Annotated in this window: 15 protein-coding genes and 3 pseudogenes; 8 read left to right on the forward strand and 10 right to left on the reverse strand. The window is 68.8% G+C overall.

The genetic code is table 11. From position 1 onward, the window contains the following. The first annotated feature begins 474 nt into the window (after positions 1 to 474). The 3 genes from QSK37_RS11825 (at position 475) to QSK37_RS11835 (ending at position 7670) form a co-directional block, all read left to right on the forward strand. Entirely contained in the window at positions 475 to 1683 is a 1209-nt protein-coding gene (locus QSK37_RS11825; protein WP_285619774.1) for an HNH endonuclease signature motif containing protein, read from the forward strand. 492 nt (positions 1684 to 2175) lie between these two features. Beyond that, on the forward strand, positions 2176 to 5991 hold the full coding sequence (locus tag QSK37_RS11830; protein WP_285619775.1) for a DUF4011 domain-containing protein: 3816 nt from the start codon (positions 2176 to 2178) through the stop codon (positions 5989 to 5991). Beyond that, positions 5919 to 7670, forward strand: a complete 1752-nt coding sequence (locus QSK37_RS11835) for a DUF3320 domain-containing protein (RefSeq protein ID WP_285619777.1) — start codon at positions 5919 to 5921, stop codon at positions 7668 to 7670. The genes QSK37_RS11830 and QSK37_RS11835 overlap by 73 nt, the downstream gene beginning before the upstream one ends. Positions 7671 to 7737: 67 nt before the next feature. On the opposite strand, the pseudogene QSK37_RS11840 reads toward QSK37_RS11835, so the two are convergent. Beyond that, positions 7738 to 8437, reverse strand: a pseudogene (locus QSK37_RS11840) (integrase core domain-containing protein); the annotation flags it as partial. A 56-nt stretch (positions 8438 to 8493) separates the two neighbouring features. After that, positions 8494 to 8835 carry a DUF8742 domain-containing protein gene (locus tag QSK37_RS52055; RefSeq protein ID WP_490246499.1) on the reverse strand — a complete coding sequence of 114 codons (342 nt, stop codon included), beginning with the start codon at positions 8833 to 8835 and terminating at the stop codon, positions 8494 to 8496. Here QSK37_RS52055 and QSK37_RS11845 point away from each other — a divergent pair. The 3 genes from QSK37_RS11845 (at position 8834) to QSK37_RS51705 (ending at position 13469) form a co-directional block, all read left to right on the forward strand. Next, on the forward strand, positions 8834 to 11497 hold the full coding sequence (locus tag QSK37_RS11845; RefSeq protein ID WP_285619779.1) for a DEAD/DEAH box helicase: 2664 nt from the start codon (positions 8834 to 8836) through the stop codon (positions 11495 to 11497). The two genes, QSK37_RS52055 and QSK37_RS11845, sit on opposite strands and share 2 nt — an antisense overlap. Positions 11498 to 11772: 275 nt before the next feature. Next, positions 11773 to 13212, forward strand: coding sequence for a calpain family cysteine peptidase (locus tag QSK37_RS11850; protein ID WP_285619781.1), 1440 nt, complete (start codon positions 11773 to 11775; stop codon positions 13210 to 13212). Positions 13213 to 13214: 2 nt separating this feature from the next. Next, positions 13215 to 13469 (forward strand): DUF6406 domain-containing protein, encoded by a 255-nt coding sequence (locus QSK37_RS51705; RefSeq protein WP_432705558.1) that lies wholly within the window; start codon positions 13215 to 13217, stop codon positions 13467 to 13469. Between the two features lie 69 nt (positions 13470 to 13538). Here QSK37_RS51705 and QSK37_RS51440 read toward each other — a convergent pair whose 3' ends face one another. Together QSK37_RS51440 and QSK37_RS51445 are read right to left on the reverse strand one after the other, a co-directional pair. Next, positions 13539 to 14042 carry a ferredoxin reductase domain-containing protein gene (locus QSK37_RS51440; protein ID WP_349497958.1) on the reverse strand — a complete coding sequence of 168 codons (504 nt, stop codon included), beginning with the start codon at positions 14040 to 14042 and terminating at the stop codon, positions 13539 to 13541. A 340-nt stretch (positions 14043 to 14382) separates the two neighbouring features. Next, positions 14383 to 15483, reverse strand: a pseudogene (locus QSK37_RS51445) (globin domain-containing protein); the annotation flags it as partial. 82 nt (positions 15484 to 15565) lie between these two features. Between QSK37_RS51445 and QSK37_RS51450 the strand changes: the two are divergent. Beyond that, positions 15566 to 15916: pseudogene (locus tag QSK37_RS51450) on the forward strand (nSTAND1 domain-containing NTPase); the annotation flags it as partial. 110 nt (positions 15917 to 16026) lie between these two features. Next, entirely contained in the window at positions 16027 to 19305 is a 3279-nt protein-coding gene (locus QSK37_RS51455) for an nSTAND1 domain-containing NTPase (RefSeq protein WP_349497959.1), read from the forward strand. A 13-nt stretch (positions 19306 to 19318) separates the two neighbouring features. On the opposite strand, the gene QSK37_RS11870 is transcribed toward QSK37_RS51455, so the two are convergent. Genes QSK37_RS11870 through QSK37_RS11895 form a run of 6 tightly spaced genes read right to left on the reverse strand, consistent with a single transcriptional unit; the run spans position 19319 to position 24476 of the window. Further along, positions 19319 to 20077, reverse strand: coding sequence for an SDR family NAD(P)-dependent oxidoreductase (locus tag QSK37_RS11870; protein ID WP_285619783.1), 759 nt, complete (start codon positions 20075 to 20077; stop codon positions 19319 to 19321). Then, a complete protein-coding gene (kce, locus tag QSK37_RS11875; protein ID WP_285619784.1) occupies positions 20074 to 21003 on the reverse strand; it encodes a 3,5-dioxohexanoate:acetyl-CoA acetone transferase in 930 nt (309 codons plus the stop codon). The genes QSK37_RS11870 and kce overlap by 4 nt, the downstream gene beginning before the upstream one ends. Then, the gene (locus tag QSK37_RS11880; protein WP_285619786.1) at positions 21003 to 21878 is read right to left on the reverse strand and encodes an LLM class flavin-dependent oxidoreductase; all 876 of its coding nucleotides are present in this window, start codon (positions 21876 to 21878) and stop codon (positions 21003 to 21005) included. The genes kce and QSK37_RS11880 overlap by 1 nt, the downstream gene beginning before the upstream one ends. 7 nt (positions 21879 to 21885) lie before the next feature. Continuing rightward, the gene (locus QSK37_RS11885) at positions 21886 to 22662 is read right to left on the reverse strand and encodes an HpcH/HpaI aldolase family protein (RefSeq protein WP_285619787.1); all 777 of its coding nucleotides are present in this window, start codon (positions 22660 to 22662) and stop codon (positions 21886 to 21888) included. After that, the gene (locus QSK37_RS11890; RefSeq protein ID WP_285619789.1) at positions 22659 to 23567 is read right to left on the reverse strand and encodes a cupin domain-containing protein; all 909 of its coding nucleotides are present in this window, start codon (positions 23565 to 23567) and stop codon (positions 22659 to 22661) included. The genes QSK37_RS11885 and QSK37_RS11890 overlap by 4 nt, the downstream gene beginning before the upstream one ends. 18 nt (positions 23568 to 23585) lie before the next feature. After that, complete coding sequence (locus tag QSK37_RS11895; protein WP_285565955.1) at positions 23586 to 24476, reverse strand: DUF6282 family protein; 891 nt, start codon at positions 24474 to 24476, stop codon at positions 23586 to 23588. Positions 24477 to 24505: the final 29 nt, after the last annotated feature.

The following is a 24505-nucleotide window of genomic DNA, read 5'->3' on the forward strand; positions in this document are numbered from 1 at the left end:
CCCGCCTCGACCTCGGCGACGACAACGCCGGTATCGCCATCCCAGCCTGTATAGACGAACGCCTGTACAGCGTTAGCCTGCGCCCGTACGGCGGGAGCCTGGTCGGCGTGCAGGGGAACACCACCCGTCGGTCCGTGCCCGGTACGACGGTGGCCGGATCCGGACGCGCGAGAAGCATGCACGCCTCGCGGGGTGGACGATCGGCGGCGTACCGGCGGAGTGCTTCTCAGTCCGCACCCGGGGCATGGCCCATCACAGCCGATGGACGGACATCAATACACCTGCACCGGAGTCCGCAAGCGAGACCGCGGCAAGCCAGCCGTCCGACAAGTGCCGTACCGGAGGCTAAACGTTCAGTCGTCGGCCCACCTCCGGGCCTCCATCAGCCGCAGGGTGGGAAGGAGATGCACGCGGCCCGCTTCATGAGCTCCCGTCGACATCACATCCGTCATGTAGCGGGCGTACGGTGCGATCATGTCGCTTACCGACATCACAGGCGAAGCGGTCCTGGCCGCAATCGCCGAATTCGACCGCCTGGGCCGGGACGCCTTCCTGAAGAAGTACGGGTTCGACTCATCCCGGTGGTACTGGCTCCGGTACGACGGAGGGCGCTACGACTCCAAGGCCATCGCGGGAGCCGCACATGGCCACCTGCCTGACAGGTCTCCCCTGGCAGCAAAGGACTTCTCCGGCGGTATCGGCCACGCGGTGACCGTCCTGCGGCGCCTCGGCTTCGAAGTGATCAGCGAACCCGGCCCTGCCCCGATCGGTCATCGGACCGCAAACGAGATCGCCTCGGTCATTGGCGACCTGCGTCCCGCCTTGGTCGACGGCAAGCCGATGCTGAAGCAGGCCGTCGTCCTCCTGTGGGCGATCGGCCGCGCCCGCGCCGGAGAGGACCGCCTTCTCGGTTGGGCCGACACCGTCACCGCCCTGGCCCCATTGCTGGAGACACATCGCCGAGACGGCGAACGCCGCCATGGCCGGCCCGACTACCCGATCGCCGCCCTCCACCGCGCGGGACTCTGGGACCTACCTGGTCGGACAGACGTCCCGCGTGCCCACGGGGACACCGGGGTGAAGGCTTGGTTCGCCGAGCATGCGCCCGATGGGGGTCTGCCGCAGTCGGTCTACGTTCTCGCCCGGGAGTCCGGACACGCACGAGTCCAGATGGTCGAGGCCATCGCGGCACGGTTCTTCGACGATTTCGAGGTGAGCGGACTCCTCACCGCCGTCGGCTTGTACGACCAAGACGTCGCCACGGATGAGGGCATCGTTGGACACGAACCCATCGATCCCAAAGCCGACTACGCCCGTTGGTGCGACACGATCGCCCGCCGCGAGGCCGCCACGTACGGCCGGCGCCGCACCCGGATCGCCAAGGACCCGATCCGCCTCAGCCTCGCCCGCCGCGCGGTTCTTGTCCGCAGCGAAGGCCGCTGCGAGAACCCCCAGTGCGCCCAGCCGGCCCCCGACGTGAACGACCGCGGCGAGCCCCTACTCGAAATCGACCACATCGACCAGCTGAGCGACGGTGGCCGAGATCAGCCCTTCCAGATGATCGCTCTGTGCCCGAACTGCCACCGGGTGAAGACGTACGGGCGGAGTCGCCAGCGGCTCATCCCGGTGCTGGCGCAGACGGCACGCGATCTACACGACCGGTGGATCTCGTCCGCGACATGAGACGCCGGACAACCGAGCGCTTGGGACAGGCGTCTTCTCCGTGCAAGCATCATCGATGATCTGTGACCGCCGGCCGCACCGAACGCCGCCCCCAACGCGGAGGACCGATATACGCCCCAGCAAGGGCACCCCTTTTATATCAAGCATGGTGTGTTCTATACGCGAACAATCGGGAAATGATGGTGACGGTTCTGAAAGGATCCGGCACCGCGATCTGGAGCTACCAGCCCAACGATCCGGAATACCAGGTCTACAAAGCGATATTGAAGTAACGGAAGCGACGGCCGGAAGGGACCGCGGCGTAAGTTCAATCGGGACATCGGTCAAGCACAACACGGCTAGGACGTCACGATCCGGCATCTTCCCCTCGTTCCCGCCATGCCCTTATGTCAAGATGGCTGCTGTCGGCGCTTGCTTTCTCCGACAGGTCGGACGCACGGGAGATCGCTCGAGCTCAGGCGGACAGCCGAATAATTGATCTTGGGGTAGTGAATGGCGAACGAGTCTCAGCGTATTCAGCTGCAGAGGACTCTGAAGGCCTGGCGTGACAGTCTGATCGATATCAGCGGACGCAATCGATTGCTCAGCTTTCGTCACACACGGACCGCCACTCTCGAGATTAAGCGACCCGATGCGGCGACTCTTCTGGACCGGCTGGGGACAGGCTGGAAATTCGCGGCGCTTCCCGAAGACGAGGAGGACTTCGATCTGGACCTCATCGACTTCGGCATCGTCACCCAGAAGACGACCGATCGGTCCCTGCGCTCGGCGTTGCACCGGTTGAGGAGCACCGCCACGCAGGCGTTCAACGACACGGGACTGTGGGTCCTCCAGCTGGGCGCCGGCTTCCTCGACTGGCGCGAGCCGGGGTCCGACGTGGTGAACAGGGCACCACTACTCCTCTATCCGGTCGCTCTGGAACGTGACGACGATGGCGACTATCTGCTCCGGGCGGCGGAGGACGAGGATCCGGTCCCGAACCCGGCGCTGGCCGTGAAGATGGGCCAACTCGGTTTCGCGTGGCCCGATCCCGACGAGATGAAGGACCTGCCGGGGACGCTGAACGCCGTACGAGCCGCGGTTGGCAGCCGCGACGGCTGGGAGACGTCCGACCGCGTCGTCCTGGCGACCTTCCAGTCACACAAGGAGGCGATGTACCGCGACCTCCTCGATCACGAGGACCAGGTGCTGGACCACCCGATGGTCCAGGTGATCGCCCTTGGACCGAGGGCGGAGACCCCTGGCGACGCGCTCGACTTCGATCCGGTGGACCCCGAGCGGATCGACGAAGTGCAGCCGCCGGAGCGTATTCCGCTGGTCCTCGACGCGGACACCTCACAGCGCCAGTGCGTCGCCGCCGCGCTCGACGGACGTTCGTTCGTCATGGACGGACCACCGGGCACCGGAAAGAGTCAGACGATCGCCAACATCATCGCGGTGCTGATGCACGCGGGGCGCAGCGTCCTGTTCGTAAGCGAGAAGGCCGCCGCCCTGGACGTCGTACAGAACCGGCTCGAAGATGTCGGATTCGGGTCGTTTATCCTGCCGCTGCACAGTCACAAAGCGACTCGCAAACAGGTCGCGACCGCGCTGGGCGACTTCGCGCGCGAGCGGCCTGTCGCGGTCGGCCGGATGGAGGACAGCGGCAGAAGCCGCCTGCGCGGAGTGCGGGAGCAACTGTCGGCGTACGCCGCGGCCATGAACGAAGTGCGGCAGCCGCTCAACCGGTCGGTGCACGACGTCATCGGCATGATCGACGTACTGCGGAACGTGCCCTCCATGCCCGTACGGCTGCCGGAGGCGCTGAACGGCGAGTCGCTGTACGCGATCGTGGCGGCGGCGGAGAGCATTGCCGAATCCTGGCGGCCCGTCGCAGAGGGCGAGCGCTTCGCCTGGCGAGGCCTTCGCGAAGCTGGCTCACCGCGGTCCGCGTTGGACCTTCTCGCCGAAAGCACCGACGCGCTCGGCCGCCGGCTGGAGGCGTACCGCGGGCTGATCGAGTATCTGCGGATCGAGAGGCTCGTCGACACGACCGAGCTGATCGACCTGCTGGCCGCGACCGAGGATCGGCGGTCGATACCCGTCTCCTGGCTGACCGCCCAGGCGCTCGATCCATTTCGTACGGCCGTCAGCGACTTCACGCAACGCCTCGGCGCCGTCCGGACCGACGAGGCAGCACTGGCCGCCGACCTCGGCGACCGGTGGGATCTGCTGCCGCGAGACCTCGAGCCGGGCGTGCCGTCGGCGGAGAGCGCGCTGGCCACGCTGGCACCCGAAGGCATCGATCCGGAGCCGTTCACCGCGTCGCGGCTGCGACAGTTGGCCGACGAGTTCGAGGCGACGGCACGCAGGCTCACCCACCACGTCGGGACGCTCGCCGACATCGCCGCGGACTTCGGGATGCCTGCGCCGACGACACTGTCGGAGGCGTTCGCGCTGCACGAGCTGACAACCATTGCCCGCGCCGCCCGCCCCGAGGAGTGGTGGCTGCGGCCTGACGGCCGGGCGGCCGGGCAGCATGCCGCCGACGAGCTCGAACGCGACCTGACCGCCCTTGCGGCAGCCGAGGCCGCAGCCTCCGACGTATTCACCGACAAGGTGCCGACCGCCGCCGGCCTACCCGATCTGGCGCGGCGATTCGCCGACGACCACCGCGGCGTCCACCGGCTCACGGCCGCGTATCGCGCCGACAAGCGTCTCGTCGCTGAGCTGACCGTCTCCGGCGAATGCGACAAGACGGTGATCTCCCGCCTTCCGCAGGCGGTCGCATGGCAGGAGGCCACCGCCCGCCTCCGCCGGTCCGTCGCGACGCACAGCACCGTGCTCGGGAGCTACTGGGCCGGTCGCCAGACGGACTTCGCGGCGATCAGGCAGGCGCTCAGCGCCGCCGCCCGCGTCGTCGAGCTGACGCCTAACGCCATCGACCGTACGATGCTGGCGAGCCAGGTCACGGCTGGAGGACGCCTGAAGCGGGAGACCGCCGAGGCCGCCGATGCGGTCCGGAGCGAGCTCGCGGAGTGGTACGCCCGGCTCGTGCCCGCACCTCGCCCCGGCGGCAGGCCCCGGCTTGCGCAGGGCAGCCTCGTGGACGCCGCGCGCTGGTACGCCGCGCACGTCAAGGTGTTCAGTGCCGCCGCGCGGACGGCCTCCCTGGTGCAGGGGATCTGCGACCACGAGACCGAGCCGACGGTCTCCCGGGCGCGTGAGGTGATCGCGCGGATCCAGGCCCACCGTGCGAGGGTCACCGAGTTCGAGCAGTCCGCCGCCGACGACCGGATGGTGCTCGGCGACCTATACACCGGCCGGACGACGGATCTGGACGGCCTGCGGCGTGCCATCGATTGGACCGCGTCCGTCCGCCGGGAGGACCGGCCGATGTCGTCGGATACGGCCCGCGTCTTCCTCGACTCCCAGCCCGACCAGACCCTAACCCGGCTCCATGCCTCGTGGCGGGAAGCGCTCGACGGCTTCTGCGATCTCTTCGAGGCACGACCGGATCTCCGGCGCACGATGACCGGAGCGTTCCCGGACGTACGCACGGCGATCAGCGCAGTGCGCGCGGACGGCTCGGGGCCGGAAGAGTGGCAAGCGGTCCGCAAGGCACGGGAGGCGCTACGCGCGTACGGTCTGGAGGAACTGGTCGACCGGGCGTCCGCGCTCGGCCTGGACGCCGGGCACTTCCCCGATGTGGTGCGGCGCTCGGTGCTGGACGCCTGGCTCGAACACCATTTGGCGCAGGACACCCGGTTCGGCTCGATCCGGGCCGTGGGAAGAGACCGCCTCGTCCAGGAGTTCCGTGACCTCGACAGGACACTGGTCTCCAACGCCCATGCGGACGTCATCGCGGCCTGCAATGCCCGCCGTCCCCGTCCCAACGTCGGCCAGGCGACGATCCTCACGAACGAGGCGAAAAAGAAAAGTCGGCACTTGTCAGTGCGTGCGCTGCTGGAACGCACCTCGGACGTCGTACAGCGGATCAAACCCTGCTTCATGATGAGCCCGCTGACGGTCAGCCAGTTCCTGCCGCCGTCGTTCCATTTCGACGTCGTCATCTTCGACGAGGCGTCGCAGGTGCTGCCCCAAGACGCGATCAACTGCGTCTACCGGGCCGGCTCCCTCATCGTCGCCGGCGACGAGAAACAGCTGCCGCCCACCAACTTCTTCGCCCATACTGAGGAGGAGGACGACGAGTACGAGGAAGAGGCTCCGGACTCCTTCGAGTCGCTGCTGGACATGTGCAAAGGCGTCGGCGTCCTGCCCTCTCTCTCTCGCTGCGCTGGCATTACCGCAGCAGACACGAGTCGCTGATCGCCTTCAGCAACAGCGAGTTTTACGACGACAAGTTGGTGTCCTTCCCCAGCGCGTGGGACACCGGTGACGATTTCGGCGTCACCTTCACGAAGGTCGACGGTGTCTACGACCGTGGCGGTAGCCGCACCAACGCGACCGAGGCGACGGTCGTCGCCGAACGCGTGCTGCACCACTACGCCACCCGGCCGCAACTCAGCCTCGGCGTGATCGCGATGTCCGAGGCGCAGGCACGCGCGATCGAGGAGGCCGTCGACCAAGCCCGGCGTGACCGTCCCGATCTCGACCGCCTCTTCCCCGACGACCAGGACCGGCTTAACGGTTTCTTCGTGAAGAACCTCGAGACAGTGCAGGGTGACGAACGCGACGTCATCCTGCTGTCGGTCGGCTACGGTCCCGATCAGACGGGCAGGACGGCGATGACGTTCGGCCCCCTCAACCGCCAGGACGGCTGGCGCCGACTCAACGTCGCCGTCACCCGCGCCCGGCAACGCATGGAGGTCATCTCCTCCATTTCCGGGGGCGCCATCCCGGAGAGCGATAACGCGAGCCGTAACCATTTCAGGCGTTACCTGGACTACGCCGAACGCGGCCCTGCCGTCCTGGCCACGGCCCCCACCTCTGCGGAGACTGGCCCGGAGAGCCCCTTCGAGGAGTCGGTCCTCGACACGCTCGAAGAGTGGGGATACGACGTCCAGCCGCAGGTGGGAGTCGCCGGCTACCGGATCGATCTCGCCGTACGGCACCCGGACCAGCCAGGCCGGTATGCGATAGGCATCGAGTGCGATGGCGCCATGTACCACTCCTCGCGCGCCGCCCGTGACCGCGACCGGCTCCGCGAAGAAGTCCTGCGCGGCCTCGGGTGGACACTGCACCGCATTTGGGGCACCGACTGGTACCGCGAGCGCCCCCAGGCCGAGCGGCGGCTGCGTACCGCCATCGACGAGGCGATCGACCGCATGCGAGCGGAGACGACCTCATCGACTTCACCGAGTGGAGTCGTCGAGTCGACGCCCCTCCCGTCTGACGCACTTGCCGGCGTCGACGAACGCTTGGCCCCTCCGGCATCGCGGGTGCGGATGGTAGCGGTGGACAGCGACACCGACGCACCGTGGGCCGTCCCTTATCGGCGAGCTCACCTCGACATCGTGGCGGGCGGGTTCTCCATCCACCACCCGCAGGCGAGGCCAATGTTGATGCAGATGTTCCGCAGGGTGATCGAGGTCGAGGCTCCGATCACGCAGGATCTCCTTTTCCGCCGCGTCGCCGACGCATGGGGCATCGGTCGGGTCGGGACACAGATCAGGGGTTTGATGCTCACCGCGCTGAAGACCTTCCTTCGGCAGAACGCCGATGTCGACCAGATCGCCCAGAAGCCGGCCGGCCATGTGATCACTCTTCGGGGCCGTAAGATCGTCCCCCGATTCAACACCGAGGACGTTTCCCGGCGTATCAGCGATGTCCCCGTAATCGAACGGGAGACGGCGCTGCTCCGTACCATCGAGGAGTCTCCCGGAATCACCGAAGAACAGCTGCGCAAGGAGGTGGCCCGGGTGTTCGGCTGGCGACGCATGGGCGGCGACATCAGGGCGGCATTCACCGACGACCTCACCGGCCTGGCCGGACGCGGCCTGATCGAAGGTCTTCCCGACCGCATCCGGATGGTCGCGGTCGGCTGAGTTCGGTCACCGGTGTGACTGATTCTGGCCGATATGGGAAAGCGCGGTCGGGCGTGCCTACCACGCCCTAGGTGTTCTGTCCCGTCAGGTTGGGGACGCGGCTGGCGGGTGGTCGGCCTCCTAGCGCGGTGTGTGCGCGGTGGTGATTGTAGGTATGCAGCCAATGGGGAAGGCTTGGCGTCGTTCGGTCTCTGATCGGCAGGGGCGGGTGTAGGCCCATTCTTCGAGCAGGGTTCGGTTGAAGCGCTCGACCTTGCCGTTGGTTTGTTGCAGGCAGGGGCGGGCACGTTTCTGGGTGATGCCGGTCGCGGCCAGGGCGTCGCGCCAGGGGTGGAATTTGCAGCAGGCGCCGTTATCAGTGAGTACACGGGTGACGGTGATGCCGGCTAAGGTGAAGAAGTCTTGGGTGCGGATCCAGAAGGCGGCGACGGTGTGTTTGCGTTCGTCGGGGAGGATCTCGCTGTAGGCCAGGCGGGAGTGGTCATTGACGACGGTGTGGATGTAGCTGTAGCCGGCCCCCAACGGGTCTTGCGTCCCTTCGGACGGCCCAGGGTCTTGTGTCCGCTGCCGTCGGGGATGTTGCCGAGCTTCTTGATGTTCATGTGCACCAGCTCACCGGGTACGGCGCGTTCATGCCGTCGGATCACCCGTCCGGTCGCGCGGTCCATCCAGCTCAGCCGGTTGAGGCGGTAGCGGACCAGGACCCGGTGCACGGTGGCGGGGTTCAGCCGCGACAAGGCGGTGATCCGGGCCGGGCCCCACTGGCGTCGGGGTACGCCGGTGGCTGGTGACCTACATGTTCGTGCCGCTCCGGCCATGCATTCTAAGCTGAGCCGCAGAGTGCGGCCTCTCCATTAGCGTGGCGGTGCGACCCCGACCTCTCCCAGGCCAGGCCTCCATCGATGGTCTTGTAGGTCAGCTCCAGAGCGTCGGAACCTTGCCACTGCGCCGCGATCACCGAGACCGTCTCGCCGGGTACGACCCCGGCCACACCCGTACACTGGACAGGAGATCCTCGATCCTCACCCGCTACCTCCCGAGCACGACATTTCTGGAAAGTACGGTATCGGCGCTGGTCGTAGCCTTGAAGGTCGCATTCCCCGTCGTTGGTTTCTGCTTTACCATCATTCACGATGACCCGTCGACCTTCTCCGTGGCGAGGCATGAACAAAACAGAGCGCGAACAGATTCGTCACCTCGTAGCGGATTTCCAGCGATGGAGTAAGCGAGCCTCGGACGTACGGGCCTGGCACCACGCCGTCCGGAACGCCGCCGACAGCGACGAGCAGAATCTGCACGCACGCAGCCTCCTGATCGATCGGGCGGGCGAGTCCGCCTGGCGGGTGGTGCCCCTCGGCAAGGAGGACCTCGGGGTCGTCCGGCGCCTTCGGGAGCGCGCGCACCTGCCGGTGACGACAGCCGGTGACCAGGCCCTGCTGCGGCTGCTCACCAACGAGGTATCCCACGCCCTCGCCGACGTGGCCCCCGCGCTCGGCGTACGTCGCTTCTTCACCGGGTCGGCGAAGAAAGGCACGGCCGAGGAGGCGGCTGAGTTCCTGCGCCGTCGGCATCCGATGGTCATCGGGAACGACGGACCGCGGCGTCTGGAGCAGCTCGGTGTCTTCATCGCGCCCGTCGACGGGGCGGAACCCGGATTCGGCGCACTGCTCGATCCGGCCCTTCGCTTCGACCTCCTCCCGAGGCCGAGTGCTCCGGCGCCCGAGCTCCTCGACCGGTCCGCCGTCGACGGCCTGGCCGAGGCACTGGACACCATCGACCGCGTCGTCGCGGGTGAAGCCTCGTACCGCTCGGCCTCGCGCGATGCGGCCCAGCAGGTCCGAGTCGCCGAGGTCCAGCGGATCCTGACGGAGATGCCGGTCGAGGCGTTGAAGGCCGTCACCCGCGAACGCCTCCGGCTGGGCGCGCTCACCGAGGTGGGCATCCGTACGGTGCAGGAGGTGCTGATCTGGGATGCCTCCCTGCAGACGCTCCCGGGTATCGGGGAGACCTCGGCACGGCGCATGCTCGGAGCCGCGCAGACGCTCTGGCGGACGACGTACGACGAGATGCCCGTCCGCATCGACGTCGACAACCGGCATCCGGAGACGACCGAGCTGCTGCGCCGCCTCACCGAATGGGACGCGTGCCGGCAGACACGTGGTGCGGCGGCCGACCTTGAGCGTGCGGCCGAGCTCGCGCCGTTGCGTACGGCGATCGGCCGCAAGACGAGTCATCTCCTGGTGATCCCGACGAGAACGCTCGCGGCCGCAGGCCTGCGCGAGAGCATCCAGATCGTCGAGCGGCGCGCCGAACTGCTCGGCGCCTCCTCCGTATCCCGCCGCGGCAAGAGCGTCTCCGTGGATCCGTGGGAGGACTTCCTCGCCCGGCCCGCCGACTACTTCGCCATGCTCTCCGAGCTCGGTTTCATCGCCGAGGACGAGGACGCGGTCCACGGCGATCTCCCAGAGGAGATCATCAAGGCCGTACGCGACCAGGCGCTCAGCGGGGAGCACCTGACCGCCTCACTGCGCGGGTACCAGAGCTTCGCGGCACGCTTCGCCCTCGTCCAGCGCAAGGTGATCATCGGGGACGAGATGGGCTTGGGTAAGTCCGTGGAGGCCCTGGCCGTACTCGCCCATCTGCGCAGCCGAGGTGAGACGCACTTCCTCGTCGTCTGCCCGGCCGCGGTGGTGACCAACTGGATCCGCGAGGTGGGCGACAAGTCGAAGCTTCGGGGGCACCGGGTCCACGGGCCGGAGCGTGACCGCGCGGCTCGGGCCTGGGTACGCGATGGCGGGGTCGCCGTCACGACGTACGAGACCTTGGCGTGGTGGGAGTCGGCCCTGCCGAAGGTCCGCGATCTGGCATGCGTCGTGGTCGACGAGGCGCACTACATCAAGAATCCGGAGGCCCAGCGGACGATCAGGACCAACAACGTCATCGCGCACTGCGACCGCGCGATTCTCCTCACCGGCACGCCGCTGGAGAACAGAGTCGACGAGTTCCGCAACCTGGCGTCGTACGTCCGTCCCGACCTCGTCGTCGACGCCACGGATCTGTCGCCGAGGACGTTCCGGCGGCAGATCGCGCCCGCGTACCTTCGCAGGAACCAGGAGGACGTGCTGACCGAGCTGCCCGAGCTCATCGAGGTCGAGGAATGGCTGCCCATGTCCGCGGCGGACGCTTCTCACTACCGTGCCGCCGTCGAGCGTTCGAACTTCATGGAGATGCGACAGGCGGCCATGCTCCGAGGACTCCGGTCCGAGAAGATGCGACGGCTCATTGAGATCGTCCGCGAGGCTGAGGCTAACGCGCGGCGGGTCATCGTGTTCTCCTATTTCAGGGAGGTACTGGACCTGGTCGCCCGGTCGCTGCCGGGGCCGGTGTTCGGGCCTCTGACGGGATCGGTGCCGGCGAACCAACGGCAGCAGATGGTGGACGAGTTCTCGTCGGCCGAACACGGAGCCGTTCTGGTCTCCCAGATCATGGCCGGCGGCGTCGGGCTCAACATCCAGTCCGCATCGGTCGTCGTCATCTGTGAGCCTCAGCTCAAGCCCACCGCCGAGGCCCAAGCCGTCGCCCGCGCACACCGGATGGGACAGGTGCAGTCGGTGCAGGTCCACCGGCTGTTGTCCGAAGACGGCGTCGACCAGCGGATCGTCGAGTTGCTGGCCGGGAAGAAGCGGCTGTTCGACGACTTCGCCCGGGTCAGCGACATGGCCGACTCCACGCCCGAAGCGGTGGACCTGTCCGAGGCCGAGCTCGTCCGCCAGGTCGTGGCCGCTGAACGCCAGCGTCTCGTCGAGCGTGCCTCCGCCGAGAACTGAGCCTCAACGCGCATCGTGGGCTGTGTCGAGCGGCTTCGCGGCCGGATTTGAACGGTGACAACCTCGTAGCCGTACGCGACACAATAGCCTGAACGGGCATCTCTGCACTCGGGGCAACGGACGGTGGCGATGGATCCTTCTAAACCGGCTGACCCTCGCGCGCTCGGGGACATCGAGCTGCACGGGGTTCGCGGTGAAACGCCGCCGCCACGGTGATCTACGCGCAAACGAGGCGGCGAGAAACCACTGGTCGTGTTATGAGAAGCCGGTGAGCTATGCCTGTTGATCGCATCGGCGATTCCACAGATGATTCCGTCGAGACGGACATAGAGCAGCGCGGTGAGGATCGGCGTCCGCCACCCGATCGACCAGGCGCTGAAGGCTATCCGTCACGAGCGGAAAGCAGGGCCGCCGCTGCGGCAGCCAACAAAGACGTTACACAGAACTCCGACCAAGCTCCTATTAGGGACGAGGCAGATTCCGCCTCTGCGGGCGACACTATCGAGCCTTCCGACCCCGCAGACAAGCACGACGACGCGGGAGAAGCACAGTCGGAAGCTGATGGGGCAGCAACCGAGGTGGATTCGCCCAGCACCGGAGAGACTGAAACCGATTCGCCAGCACTAGCCGAGTCTCGTGCCGAGAGACGGATCGAAGACGGGGGCTTCACCGCTATCTCCGGCGAGGGAGTGTCCGATGACACTGCTTGTGCGGCTGATCTGACAGATCCTGCGGTCGAAAGAAGTCTACTTGACCGCCTTAAACAGGCGGCTGCGAAGCTCGACAGGAGCGACAGCCCTCAAGAGATATCTGGCATCGTTGACCGACCCGACTTTCAGGATCCCGGAGAGCATCCCGATACGGTACCGGATCGCTACGGTCAGCCACTGGATCGTTCGGACGGTACTCGAAGGCCACTGTTCGACGGTGATCCAAGCCGTGAACAGACTAAGCAGGGCCGGCTTCAGGATTGTGGCATCATTTCAGTTCTCGGCGCTGTCGCCGGTCACCGACCAGAGGCGATCCGCAACTGTGTAAGTGAAACCAGCGACGGCAACTATGAAGTCCAGCTCCATGAAGCGAAGTTTTCGGCTTCTCGCCTACGATACGAGCCGACAGGGCGAACGATCACACTGACCGTTACTCCCGACCTGCCCGTTTTCAACGATGAGCCGACCAAGCCCGCCTTCGCTGATTCGGGCGACACCGAGGCCGCTTGGTGCCCTGTGCTCGAAAAAGCGATCGCTGGCAGCGATCGCACTTGGAGCGATGAGCGTCGTGACAAGTGGGAACAACGTTGGAGGGTGCAGAGCGGTCGGGACGGTGCCCCCAGCGGCTACGTGCGACTTCATCAAGGCAGTAACGCGAGCGAACGAGCAGAACTACTCACCCAGCTCACCGGGACGCCCGCAAAGACTTGGGAATTTCCCACCGAATATGACCGCAACGGCCGCAGCCCCGGCCGACAAATACTGGAAGAATTCCGAAATATACTTGCCGACAACAAACCGATCCTCGTAGGCACCAGAAGCAAGCACAGAAACGAGGGCGAGCTAATTAAGGACCTCAAAGACGGGCATGCCTACGAGGTCACCAAAATCGACGATAGCAATCGAGTTCATCTACGAAACCCTTGGAACAACTTCCAGCCAGAACCGCTCACCATCAAGGAATTTAGAGAAAACATCCGGCCCAGCTACAGCACTTTGGAGTAATTATGAGTTCAGACAGCATTACTCTTCGCAATGGCCTTCAAGCTAACGTCAGTATCGGCAGTTTCGCCATAATCAACGTTGATGCACGCGAAGGTCATCCCCTCGTGGTCCGACTTGGGGTAGTCGACGACGAGGAGCATCGGTACAACCTCCACCCCGGCGACACCTTCCCTGTGAGAGATCAGACGTGGAAGCTTGACCGTGTCGAAAATCCCGGCAGCCCGGATTGGACCATCGTTCTAACTAGAGTCGAGTGACGCGGAGGCCCGCATTTCGAGCTCGCCGCATAATGACAAACGCGACGATCACTCATCTGTGTAACGGGGCTAATCCAGGTCGGTCTGCCAGAGGTCAGGGCCGAAGACCTCGTAGTGGATGTCGCCGGGTGCGAAATCCCGCGCCAGGAGCTCCGCTCGCAGAGCGCGCATGAAAGGCAGCGGACCGCAGAGGTAGTAGATCGCGTTGTCCGGCAGGTCGACCGCCGAGAGATCCATGGTCCCGTGGAAGACGCCGTTCACCGGTTCAATGCTGTGAGCGTCGTTCTCGTACCAGACGTACAGCTCCGCGTGCGGCAGTTCCACGACGTCGTTGACCACCTGGCGGCGCAGCGGGAAGACGGCCTCCTCCAGGTCGGCATCGAGCATCGTGATGGGCGGTCTGGACTCGGCCTGCGCGAGGTGGGAGAGCGTCCCGGCCATCGGCGTGACGCCGATTCCCGCCGAGGCGAAGACGACCGGTCGCCCGGAGTCGTCGAGCACGACGTTCCCGTACGGGAGGGACAGCGTCAGCATGTCGCCCACGTCCACCGAATCGTGCAGGAGCGTCGACATCTCGCCCGGTGGCCGGCCGTCGCCTCCCTCGACCCGTTTGACCGAGAACTGGCGGTGAGCCCCGTCGTCGGCTCGGGTCAGGTTGTACTGGCGCGGTTGGAGTACCCATCCGGCATCCGCAGCCGGACCGTGACGTACTGGCCGGGCAGTCGATGCGCTTCACCACGAAGGTGACGACGTCCCGGGTCTCCCGGAGCTTCTTCTCCACCTCCCATGGTCGCCACACGGTCTCCGGCGTGACGCCGCGCGCGCCGTACAGGCCGCGTTCCTCGTGGATGAGGCTGTGGGCAATCAGCCAGTACACCTCGTTCCAGGCCCCGGCGACCTCCGGGGTGGCGGCCTGGCCCAGGGTGTCGGCGATCGCCCACATCAGGTGATGGTTGACGATCTGGTACTGATCGGGACGGATGCCGAGGGACGCGTGCTTGTGCGCGATCCGGGAGAGCAGGTGCTCCGGCGTTCGCTCCGGGGTCTCCAGCAGTTTGGTGGCGTACGCCGCGACCGAACCGGCCGGTGCCCGTTGCTGCTCCCCGCTCGCCTGGTTCCCGCGGTTGAAGACGCCGTCCAGGAGTTCGGGGTGAGCGCTGAACATGTGCTCGTAGAAGCGTTCGGCGATCTCACCGATGTGCTCGGTGACCACCGGGAGCGTCGCCTCGACGACGCGCCCAGATTTGTTCGAGAGCATGACGGCCTCCCTCAACGGTGCCAGGCCGAGCGCAGACCAGGCAGTGGCTGGATCCGCGCCGTCTCTTTTCGACCTCAACCGAACAGGGCCGCTCACCTGCGACTTCCCCCCCGCAGGTCGAGACCCGGCCCGTCCTCCGAGAACGACCGGCCGGAGTCGGCCAGTCTCCCCCGTCCACGTTTCCGTCGCCGGCGGCGATATCCCAGGCGTGGGGGAGGATGAGCACGTACGGCGGATGCGGGCCGGGGTTCGGGCCCGCATCGCTCGGGCGGCGCGCGGTGCCGGGGGTGGCTTCCTGCGATGGTCGCCGGCGACGCTGTTGTGCGTTCTGTGCGGCGGCGCGTTCGGGCCGCTGGTGGCCACGGCGCTCAGTGTCGCCGGGGCGGGGGTCGCGGCGGCGGCCATCGAGACAGCGGCCTCCGTGGGCGGAAACCTCCTCGCCGACGTGATCAGTACCGGGATCGATCGGCTACGCGGCGCTGAACACAGTGCAGGCCAGGAGCAGATCGAGGCCGAGGTCGAGCGGCTGGTCGGGGAGATCCTGGAGGCCGGTGGCGACCGGGCGCTGGAGCTGCGGAGCGAGATCGCCTCGGTGGTGCGGACGGTCGGGGCGACGGGAGCCGCGCTGGAGGAGGCGGTCGCGAGCGGCGATCGGGAGCTGCAGGCGCTGCTGACCGGCGCGATGACCGGGCTCGGCGAGGAGTTCGCCGAGTTCCGGTTCCTGCTGGACGAGGTGGGCGAGGTCCTCGCGGCCATTCAGGAGGAGCTGAACGAGCAGGGGGCCGTGCACCGGCAGATGGTCGACATGTTGCGCACGCAGAACACCGACCTGCGCATGATGCGGGAGACCGTCGCGGTGATCGAGCGCCGCGTCCGCGCCGACGACGGCGCGCACCCGCCGGACGACCCCGTACGGTGGCCGGACGGGTCGCCGTACCGCGGGCTCGCGCCGTTCGAGGAGGACGACGGCGAGATCTTCTACGGGCGCGACCTGGTCACCGCGGAGCTGGTCGGCAGGCTCGGCGAACGCCTGGCCGGGACTTCGCTCGTGATCGTCAACGGTCCGTCAGGCGTCGGCAAGTCCTCGCTGCTCCGGGCCGGTCTGCTGCCCGCGCTCGCCCGTGGTTCGCTGTCCCCGCAGTCCGCCGCGTGGCCCCGCGTGGCGATCACGCCGGCGCGGTCGCCGCTGTTGGAGCTGGGCCACCCACCTGGCCACCATGGCCGGTACGGACGCCGCCCCTCGCCCGCGAGCGCCTGGCCGGACACCCCGACCAGGCGTATCTGCTGGCCCGTCAGGCGGTGCTGGCGGACGCGAACCGCCGTGGGATCCCGGCGGCGTCCGCCGCGCGGCAGCGGCTCGTCCTCGTGGTCGACCAGTTCGAGGAGGTCTTCGCCCCTCGGGTGGAGGAGTCCGAACGCTCGGCGTTCGTCGCCGCGCTGCGGGCGATGGCCGGCACGCCGTACGGGCCGGCGGAGCAGCCGCCCGCGGTCGTGCTGATCGCGCTTCGCAGTGACTTCCTGGGCCGCTGCGCGGCGTATCCCGCGTTGCGGGAGGCGTTGTCGAACGGCAACTTCGTCGTCGGCCCGATGGAAGAGCCGGAGCTGAGGCAGGCGATCGTCGGCCCGGCCATGGCCGCCGGGCTGCGGATCGATCCGGGCCTCACCGAGATGATCCTGGCCGACCTGCGCTCCAGTGCGGCACCCGGCGCGTACGAGGCCGGGGCGTTGCCGTGGCTGTCCCAGGCCATGCTCATCACGTGGCGGCACAGAGAGGGCGACCGGCTGACCGCCCACGGTTATGGGAGGTCCGGCGGGGTCCGCGGGGCGATCCAGACGAGCGCCGAAGACGTCTACGAGAGTCTCACGGGCGCCAGGCCGGAGATCGCCGGCGACCTCTTCCACGCCCTCACGGACGTCTCGGGCGATCTACGGCTGTCACGCCGCGAACGGCTCCGGACGGACCTGTACGTCGGCCGTCCCGAGGCCGAGCGCGGCGACGTGGACGCCGTGCTGGAGGCGTTCGCGGCGCAGCGGCTCCTCGTCCTGAGCGAGGACAGCGTTCAGATCTCCCATGACGAGCTGCTGCGCTCCTGGTCACGGCTGCGCGACTGGCTGGAGCCCGACGTCACCGTCGCCGCGGTGTACGGCCGGCTCCTGAAGCGGGCCGCGGAGTGGAATGGCAACGGCCGGAATCCGTCGTACCTGTACCGGGGCGCCGAACTGGTGGCCGTGCAGGAGGCCCGCGTCACGTGGAAGGCCGACCCGGCGCGCTATCCGGTCACGGCGGACCCGCTCGACTTCGTGACGGCCTCGGAGTACGCGGCGCAGCGCGCCGCCCGCCGGAGACGAGCCGTGCTCGCCACGCTGGCCGGGCTGACGGTGGTCGCGCTCATCGCGGCCGTCACCGCCGTGTCGGCGGCGGGCGACGCGAACCATCAGCGTGCACTCGCGGTCTCCCGCCAGTTGGCGGCGCAGAGCGAGACCATGGAGCGGACCGATCCCGTCACCTCCGCGCTGCTGGCCGCGGCGGCCTGGCGCACCGCCCACACGGACGACGCCCGCTACGCCATGCTCAACCTCCTCCAGGAACCCGACCGGGGAACGTTCACCGGCCATGACGGGCCGGTCGACTCCGTGGCGTTCAGCCCCGACGGCAGGACTCTGGCGACGGGCGGCGCCGACGGGACCGCACGGCTGTGGGACGTCGCCACCCGCCGCCAGAGCGGAGCGCCGCTCGCCGCGAAGGACGGCGCGGTGAGCACAATCGTGTTCAGCCCTCGCGGCGGGACGCTCGCCACCGTCCACCTCGGTCCCACGGGAGGCGTACGGCTGTGGGACACGGCCTCTCGCCGCCAGACCGGGCCGCCGATCGCCACCGGCCACGGAGTCGTCCGCTCCGCGAGGTTCAGCCCGGATGGACGGACCATCGCCACCGCGGGCGACGACGGACCCGTACGGCTGTGGGACGTCGCCACTCGCCGCCAGGTCGGCGCACCGCTCATCACTCACGGTGGGACGGTGGCGTTCAGCCCCGACGGCCGTACGCTCGCGACCGGTGACAGCGCCGGGACGGTGCGGCTGTGGAACGTCGCCACCCACCACCGGACCGGCCGGCCGATCACGGTCCGGCCCGCCGCGGTACCCGGCTCCCTCTTCCGCCCGAAGGGTGTCGAGGCGGTGGCGTTCAGCCCGGACGGCCGCACGCTGGCCACCGGCGGCGCCGACCGTACCGCGCGCCTGTGGGACGTCGCCGCCCGCCGGCAGATCGGCGAACCGCTCGTCACCGGAGGCGTCTTCGTGAACGCCGTGGCGTTCAGCCCGGACGGCCGTACGCTCGCCACCGGCGGCACCGACGACACGGTGCGCCTGTGGGACGTCGCCACGCGGCGACAGACCGGCTCACCGCTCACCGGCCATACCGGCGACGTCAAAGCGGTGGCGTTCAGCCCCGACGGCCGCGGTCTCGCCACCGCGAGTGCGGACCGGACGGCGCGCCTGTGGAGCGTCTCCGTCCACCGTCAGACGGGCGCGCCGCTCACCGGCCACGGCAACGCGGTCTACTCGGTGGCCTACAGCCGGGACGGGAACGTCCTCGCCACCGCGAGCGAGGACCGTACGGCACGGCTCTGGGACACCCGCACCCATCGCCAGATCGGCATGCCGGTGACCAGTTCCACGGGGTTCTTCTACGACGTGGCCCTCAGCCCGGACGGCCGCACGCTCGCCACCGGCGACAGCGAGGGCGTCGCGCGGCTCTGGGACGTCACCGCACACCGCTTGATCAGCTCGTTCGTCGCCGGGCAGGGCACGAGCGTGGAGAACGTGGTGTTCAGCCCCGACGGCAGGAGGCTGGCCGCCACGGACGGCGACGGGACGGCCCGGCTGTGGGACATCACCACCCACGCCGTGGTCCTCGTACTGGTCGACGGCGCCGGCATCGACGTGATCGCGTTCAGCCGGGACGGCCGCCTGCTCGCGACCGGCGACGCCGACGGCGCCGTCCGCCTGTGGGACGCCCGCACCGGCCGCCGGATCGGCACGCCGTTCACCGGGCACAACGGGCCCGTCGGCGCGGTGGCGTTCAGCCCGGACGCCAGGACGCTCGCGACGGTGGGACGTGACGGAACCGCGCGGCTGTGGGACGTCTCGACCCATCGCCAGATCGGCGCCCCGCTGATCGGCCAGGACGAGCAGGCCGACGCGGTGCCGTCCGGCCCGGCCGGCAGGACCATCCCCACCGGACATCACCTCGACGTCTTCGGCCTCGCGTTCAGCCCGGACGGCCGGACCTTCGCGACGGCGGGCAGCGACGGCAAGGCCCGGTTGTGGGACACCGCCACGCACAATCAACTCGGCGGACCGCTCATCGGCCACTCGGGTTCCGTCACGGACGTGGCGTTCGGCCCCGGCGGCGGAGTCCTCGCCACCGCCGGAGCCGACGGGACCGCACGGCTGTGGGACGTGAGCGCGCCGAGCGACCCACCGGCCTCACTCTGCGCCGTCGCCGGACGGTCCCTCACGCGCGCCGAGTGGGACCGGTACGTGCCCGGCCAGACCTTCCAGCACGTCTGCGGTTGACCCGGAGTGCCGTTCAGGCGAGGAATCCCCCGTCGACCGGCAGTACGACGCCGCTGATGTGGCTCGCCCGGTCGCTCAGCAGGAACGCCGCGGTCGCTCCGACCTCCTCCCCCGTCCCCACCTTGCGCAGCGGTGTGGCGGCGATCCGGGCCTCCACGCCGCCGGGGATCGTGCGGCGCAGTTCGGCGAGCATCGGGCTCTCGGTCGGGCCGGGGGCTATCACGTTCACCCGGATGCCGAGCGGGCCGAAGTCGTGGGCCGCCGTTCGGGTCAGGCCGATGACCGCGTGTTTCGTCGCCTGGTAGGCGCCCATTCCGGAGCTGCCGCGGAGGCCGCCGATGCTGCTCACGTTGACGATCGAGCCGGAGCCCTGCCGCTCCATGACGCGCACCTCCTCGCGGATGCACAGCCACGTGCCCTTCACGTTCACGGTCATGATGCGGTCGAAGTCCTCCTCGGAGACCGCGTCGAGGCGCCCGGCGCCGCCCATCGCGGCGTTGTTGTACGCCCCGTCGAGGCGGCCGAACCGGGTGACGGTGGCGTCGATGAAGCGGGCGACGTCCGCCGCGTTCGTGACGTCGCCGGTCGTGTACGCCACGTCGTGGCCCGCCGAGGTGAGCTCCGCGGTGAGCTTGGCGAGCGGTTCCTCGCTGCGCGCGACGAGCATGAGGGCGGCGCCGTCCCCGGCAAGGACGCGCGCGGCGTCGGCTCCGATGCCCGTACTGGCTCCGACGAGGACGATGACCTTGCCGGCGAGCGGCGGTGTGCTCATGAGACTCCGTCCGTGATGCCCCGGAGCGCGAGCATCGCGCGGACATCGGCTGGTGTGGCGATCTGTTTGCCCAGGTCCTCGATGACGGCCCGGATCTTCCTGACCTGCTGGGCGTTGCTCTCCGCGAGCCGCCCCTTGCCGATCCACAGGCTGTCCTCCAGGCCCACCCGTACGTGGCCGCCGAGCCACGCGCTGTGGGTGCCGAAGCTCAGCTGGTCGCGGCCGGCGGCGAAGGCGGAGAAGGTGTAGTCGTCGCCGAAGAGCTTGTCGGCGATCCGCACCATGTGCTCCAGGTTCTCGTGGTCGGCGCCGATGCCGCCGAGGACGCCGAACACGCCCTGGATCATCAGCGGCGGCTTGGCCAGGCCCTTGTCGACGAAGTACGCGAGAGAGTACAGGTGCCCGATGTCGTAGCACTCGTACTCGAACCGGGTGCCGAACTCACCGAGCGTCCGCAGCGCGTGCTCGATCCGGTCGAAGGTGTTCAGGAACGGCTTGGAGTAGGTGGCCCGCACGTACGGCTCCTCCCAGTCGTGCCGCCACTCGGTGACCTTGTCGGCGATCCCCGCGTACACGAAGTTCATCGTGCCCATGTTCATCGACGCCAGCTCGGGCCGGAGGCGTACGGCGGCGGCCAGCCGCTGCTCCATCGTCATCGCCGACGAGCCGCCGGTGGTGATGTTGATGACGGCGTCGGTGTTCGCGGTGATGGGCTCGACGATCTCCTCGAAGACCTCGGGCGAGGGCGTCGGCCGGCCGTCCGGCTGCCGGGCGTGCAGGTGCACGATGGCCGAGCCGGCCTCGATCGCCTCCAGCGCCGCCTCGGTCACCTGCGCGGCGGACAGCGGCAGGTACGGGCTCTGGGACGGCACGTTCACCGAGCCCGTCACCGCCGTGGTGATCATGACCTTCTCCGCAGCCCGCATCAGTGCGTCCTCTCCATGGCTGTTCGATGATCGGCGGCGAGTGCCCGGTACGCGTCGAGCTTCGCCTCGTCGAGCGGGCCGACCAGGCTGACCGCGACCTGTGTGGCGCCCGCGTCGTACTGCCGTCGCAGCGCCTCGCGTACCTGCTCCGGCGTGCCGCAGGCGACGAGGGCGTCGACGAGCCGGTCGGACCCCGGCGGTGCGAGATCGGCCTCGGTGAACCCGAGCCGCGTCAGCTTGGCGATCTGGTGCGGCAGCGTCAGGTAGTAGGCGAGGCGTGCGCGCGCGACGTCACGGGCCGCGGCGCGGTCACGGCCGACCACCGCCCACTGGACGACCGACAGGAACAGGTCCGGCCCGATCGTCTCGCGCGCCCAGCGGGTGTGCTCTGGGGTGACGAGGAACGTGATCAGCCCGTCGGCGCGCTCCGCGGCCAGCCGCGTGATCCCGGCCGAGTACGCACCGAGGACTCGCGGTACGGTGCCGCCGCGGCGCGCGAGCGTCGCGTCGATCCCGTCGAGGTAGTCGCGCAGGAACGGCAGCGGGCCGATCCCGCGCTCGCGGACCGCGCCGCTGACGCCGAGCCCGAGCACGTAGCGCCCGGGATATCCGGCGGCGAGGTCGTGGGCGGCGGACGCGGCGGACTTCGGTACGCGTTCGAGCGCGCGGGCGACGCCGTTGCCGACGATCAGCCGTCGCGTCGAGCCGAGCACGAGGGCGGCGGTCGTGAACGCCTCACGCCCGGCGACCTCGGGGATCCAGACCATGCGGTGGCCGCTCTCCTCGAGCACCCGGACGAAGCGCACCACTTCTTCGTGGTCGAGGCCGTCCAGCTCGGCGATCGACAGGGCGGCCGACGGCAGGGACAGCGTCATGACAGGGTCACATCGCTTCCCGGAACGCCGTGACCAGACCGCGCGCGGCCTCCGCCAGCATCGACGTGTCGTTGCTGAGCAGGACGAAGTCGCAGCCGTCGCGTACCGCCCGCGCGGCCCGCTCGGGCACGCCGCCGAACGCGAGCCCGCATCTCTTGCCGGCGGCGTGCGCGGCGTCGAGCGCCGAGCCGATCAGTTCGAGCACGTCGGGCGAGGCCGGCGTGGACCCCATCGACATCGAGAGGTCCGCGGCGCCGACGAACACCGCGTCGATGGAGTCGAGGGCGAGGATCTCCGGCGCGGCCTTGATCGCGTCGACGCTCTCCAGCTGCGGGACGCACAGCACGTCGTCGTTGCCGGTGGCGAGGTAGTCGGCGTTCGGGCGCAGTCCCCACGCTCCGGCGCGGCTGGTGCCGCCCGCGCCGCGGACGCCGTGGGGCGGGAACCGGCACGCCCGCCCGACGGCGGCGGCCTGCTGGACCGTGTCGACGTGCGGTACGAGGATGCCCATGGCGCCCGCGTCGAGGATCTTCTGGATCGTCGACGCCGTCGTGTCCGGCACCCGTACGAGGGGCACCATGCCCAGCGCCGCGGCGGAGTTGATCAGCCGGTACGCGGTCTGCAGGTCGAGCGGCGCGTGCTCCATGTCGATCACGACGAAGTCGAACCCGGCGAACGCCATGATCTCCACCGGCTCGCCCGAGGAGATCTTCAGCCAGGTGCCGAGCGGGACGGTGTCGCGGTCCGGTGCGAACAGCCCCGCACCCGTACGAGCGGCGCTCATGGCATCGGGTAGTCGTCGGCGTTGAGCACCCAGCCGGGCTTGGCGGAGAAGTCCGCACGCGGGGGGCTGAAGATGTCGATCAGCTGGTTCACGCCCGGATCGGCGGCCGCGGAGGTGTGCACGGTGGGCGGCGGGATGATCGCGACGGACGGGCTGCCGAGCCGTACGTGATCGTCGTCGCGCCATCCGGTGCTGTCGCTCAGCCAGGGGGTGCGGATGTGGTGGACGTACTCGCCCCGTACCGCCAGGGACAGCTGCTCGAAGTCGTCGTGCGTGTGCGGTGAGAGCTTGTGCGGGTCGCGCGGGCCGGTGACCTCGGGCAGGAAGTTGACCATGAACGAGCGGGTGCGGAAGATGCGGCCGAACCGGGCCGGGTCGTCCGGCACGTCCGCGAGCCGGTAGTACCGCACCGCCGGCCCGCCAGGGGGCTCCGGCCATCGCCGGAGCAGGGCCACGCGCGGGTGGTCCTCCGCGTACGCGGCGGCGTTGGCGGCCCGGTCCCGCCACGCGGGCTCGGTGGCCTCGACCAGGCGGATGAGCGGGCCGTCGCCGTGCACGCCGATCCGCGAGGCGCCGGGCGGCACCACGACGAGCCCGGGCGCGTCGATCAACGTGGCGCCGTCGTCGGTGATCACCGAGAAGGCGGGAGAGTCACCGGTGACCACCACGGCGAGTTCGCCGTCGAGCGTGCCGTTGTCGAGGTCGTCGCCGGCCCGTGCGTCGGTGTGCACGAGCACGACGTTCTGACCGCGCACGATCGCGGTGCGCCCGTCCGGTGTCCCGGCGTCCGGCGACGCGAGCCGGTGGAAGTCGAAGTACTGCGGGGCCGCGATCGCCGCACCGCTGTCCGGCCGCGGCGTGGTCGCCGTCGCGAGCGATGAACGGGGGTCGTCCTTCTCGTACACGGTGGTATGTCCTTTCGCTCAGGCGTCGAGGTTCAGCAGGTAGGTGGGGTTGTCGCGGACCATGCGCCGCAGGTCCTTCTCGGCCAGGCCGAGGTCGAGCAGCGCCCCGGCCACCCGCATCCACGCGTCCACCGGTTTCGGGTTGGCCGCCTGCCCGAAGTCCGAGGCCAGCACCGTGTGCTCGGGGCCGAGCGTCTCGATCCAGGTCAGCAGCTTCCTGGGGTCCCACTTCTGCGTTCCCTCGGGGTCGTACATGCCGATCTCGTGTTCGACGTACGCGCCGAGGTCGATGAGCTCGCGGCACAGGTCGGGGTCGGCGCCGATCACGAAGTCGGGGTGGCTGACGACCATCCGCGTCATCCCTCGCTCGTGCGCGGCCTGGAACAGCGTGCGGATGTAGGCGGGGTACATGTGGCCGCCGTTGACGACGGCCTCCTGCGCCTTGATCTCGTCGAGGATCTCGATCACTTCGGGCTTCAGCTCGCCGTCCTCGTCGACGATGTCGATGCGCTCCAGCGTCAGGGGCACCGTGGTGGTCGGGAAGGCCCCGTCCTCGGGGTGGCACTCGATGTGGCGGCCGGAGGAGATGGTCGGGAACCAGACGACCTTGCCGCCCATGCGCAGGCACATGCGCACCGCGTGCACGTTGAGCCCGCCGACGGTGCTGTTGAGCGCGACGCCGCCGTACGCGGTGGCGGCGACGTCGGCGAGACGTCCCTTCATCGCCAGGATGTCCATCTGGGTGTTGTGGTGGTGGGACTTGGCGACCATGGCGCGCATCCCGATCCGGGCGCCGTCCTGCGCGGCCTCGACGTGGTCGAAGCGGCGGGGGAACGGGCTGGGCCCGGAGTGGACGTGCATGTCGACCAGGCCGTCCAGGACGGAGGCGATGGCGGGACTCTGAGTCATGGAGCCACCCTTCGTTCGCAATGTGAAGT

This window comes from Actinoallomurus iriomotensis (assembly GCF_030269445.1).
In the GTDB taxonomy this organism is placed as follows: domain Bacteria; phylum Actinomycetota; class Actinomycetes; order Streptosporangiales; family Streptosporangiaceae; genus Actinoallomurus; species Actinoallomurus iriomotensis.

Coding starts and splice junctions, on each gene's coding strand:
- QSK37_RS51705 (WP_432705558.1), top strand. CDS start 13,215: ATGAGTTCAGACAGCATTACTCTTCGCAATGGCCTTCAAGCTAACGTC.
- QSK37_RS11880 (WP_285619786.1), bottom strand. CDS start 21,878: ATGACGCTGTCCCTGCCGTCGGCCGCCCTGTCGATCGCCGAGCTGGAC.
- QSK37_RS11830 (WP_285619775.1), top strand. CDS start 2,176: ATGGCGAACGAGTCTCAGCGTATTCAGCTGCAGAGGACTCTGAAGGCC.
- QSK37_RS52055 (WP_490246499.1), bottom strand. CDS start 8,835: ATGCCTCGCCACGGAGAAGGTCGACGGGTCATCGTGAATGATGGTAAA.
- QSK37_RS51440 (WP_349497958.1), bottom strand. CDS start 14,042: ATGTCGACGCTCCTGCACGATTCGGTGGACGTGGGCGACATGCTGACG.
- QSK37_RS11850 (WP_285619781.1), top strand. CDS start 11,773: ATGCCTGTTGATCGCATCGGCGATTCCACAGATGATTCCGTCGAGACG.
- QSK37_RS11825 (WP_285619774.1), top strand. CDS start 475: ATGTCGCTTACCGACATCACAGGCGAAGCGGTCCTGGCCGCAATCGCC.
- QSK37_RS11895 (WP_285565955.1), bottom strand. CDS start 24,476: ATGACTCAGAGTCCCGCCATCGCCTCCGTCCTGGACGGCCTGGTCGAC.
- kce (WP_285619784.1), bottom strand. CDS start 21,003: ATGCGGGCTGCGGAGAAGGTCATGATCACCACGGCGGTGACGGGCTCG.
- QSK37_RS11885 (WP_285619787.1), bottom strand. CDS start 22,662: ATGAGCGCCGCTCGTACGGGTGCGGGGCTGTTCGCACCGGACCGCGAC.
- QSK37_RS11845 (WP_285619779.1), top strand. CDS start 8,834: ATGAACAAAACAGAGCGCGAACAGATTCGTCACCTCGTAGCGGATTTC.
- QSK37_RS11870 (WP_285619783.1), bottom strand. CDS start 20,077: ATGAGCACACCGCCGCTCGCCGGCAAGGTCATCGTCCTCGTCGGAGCC.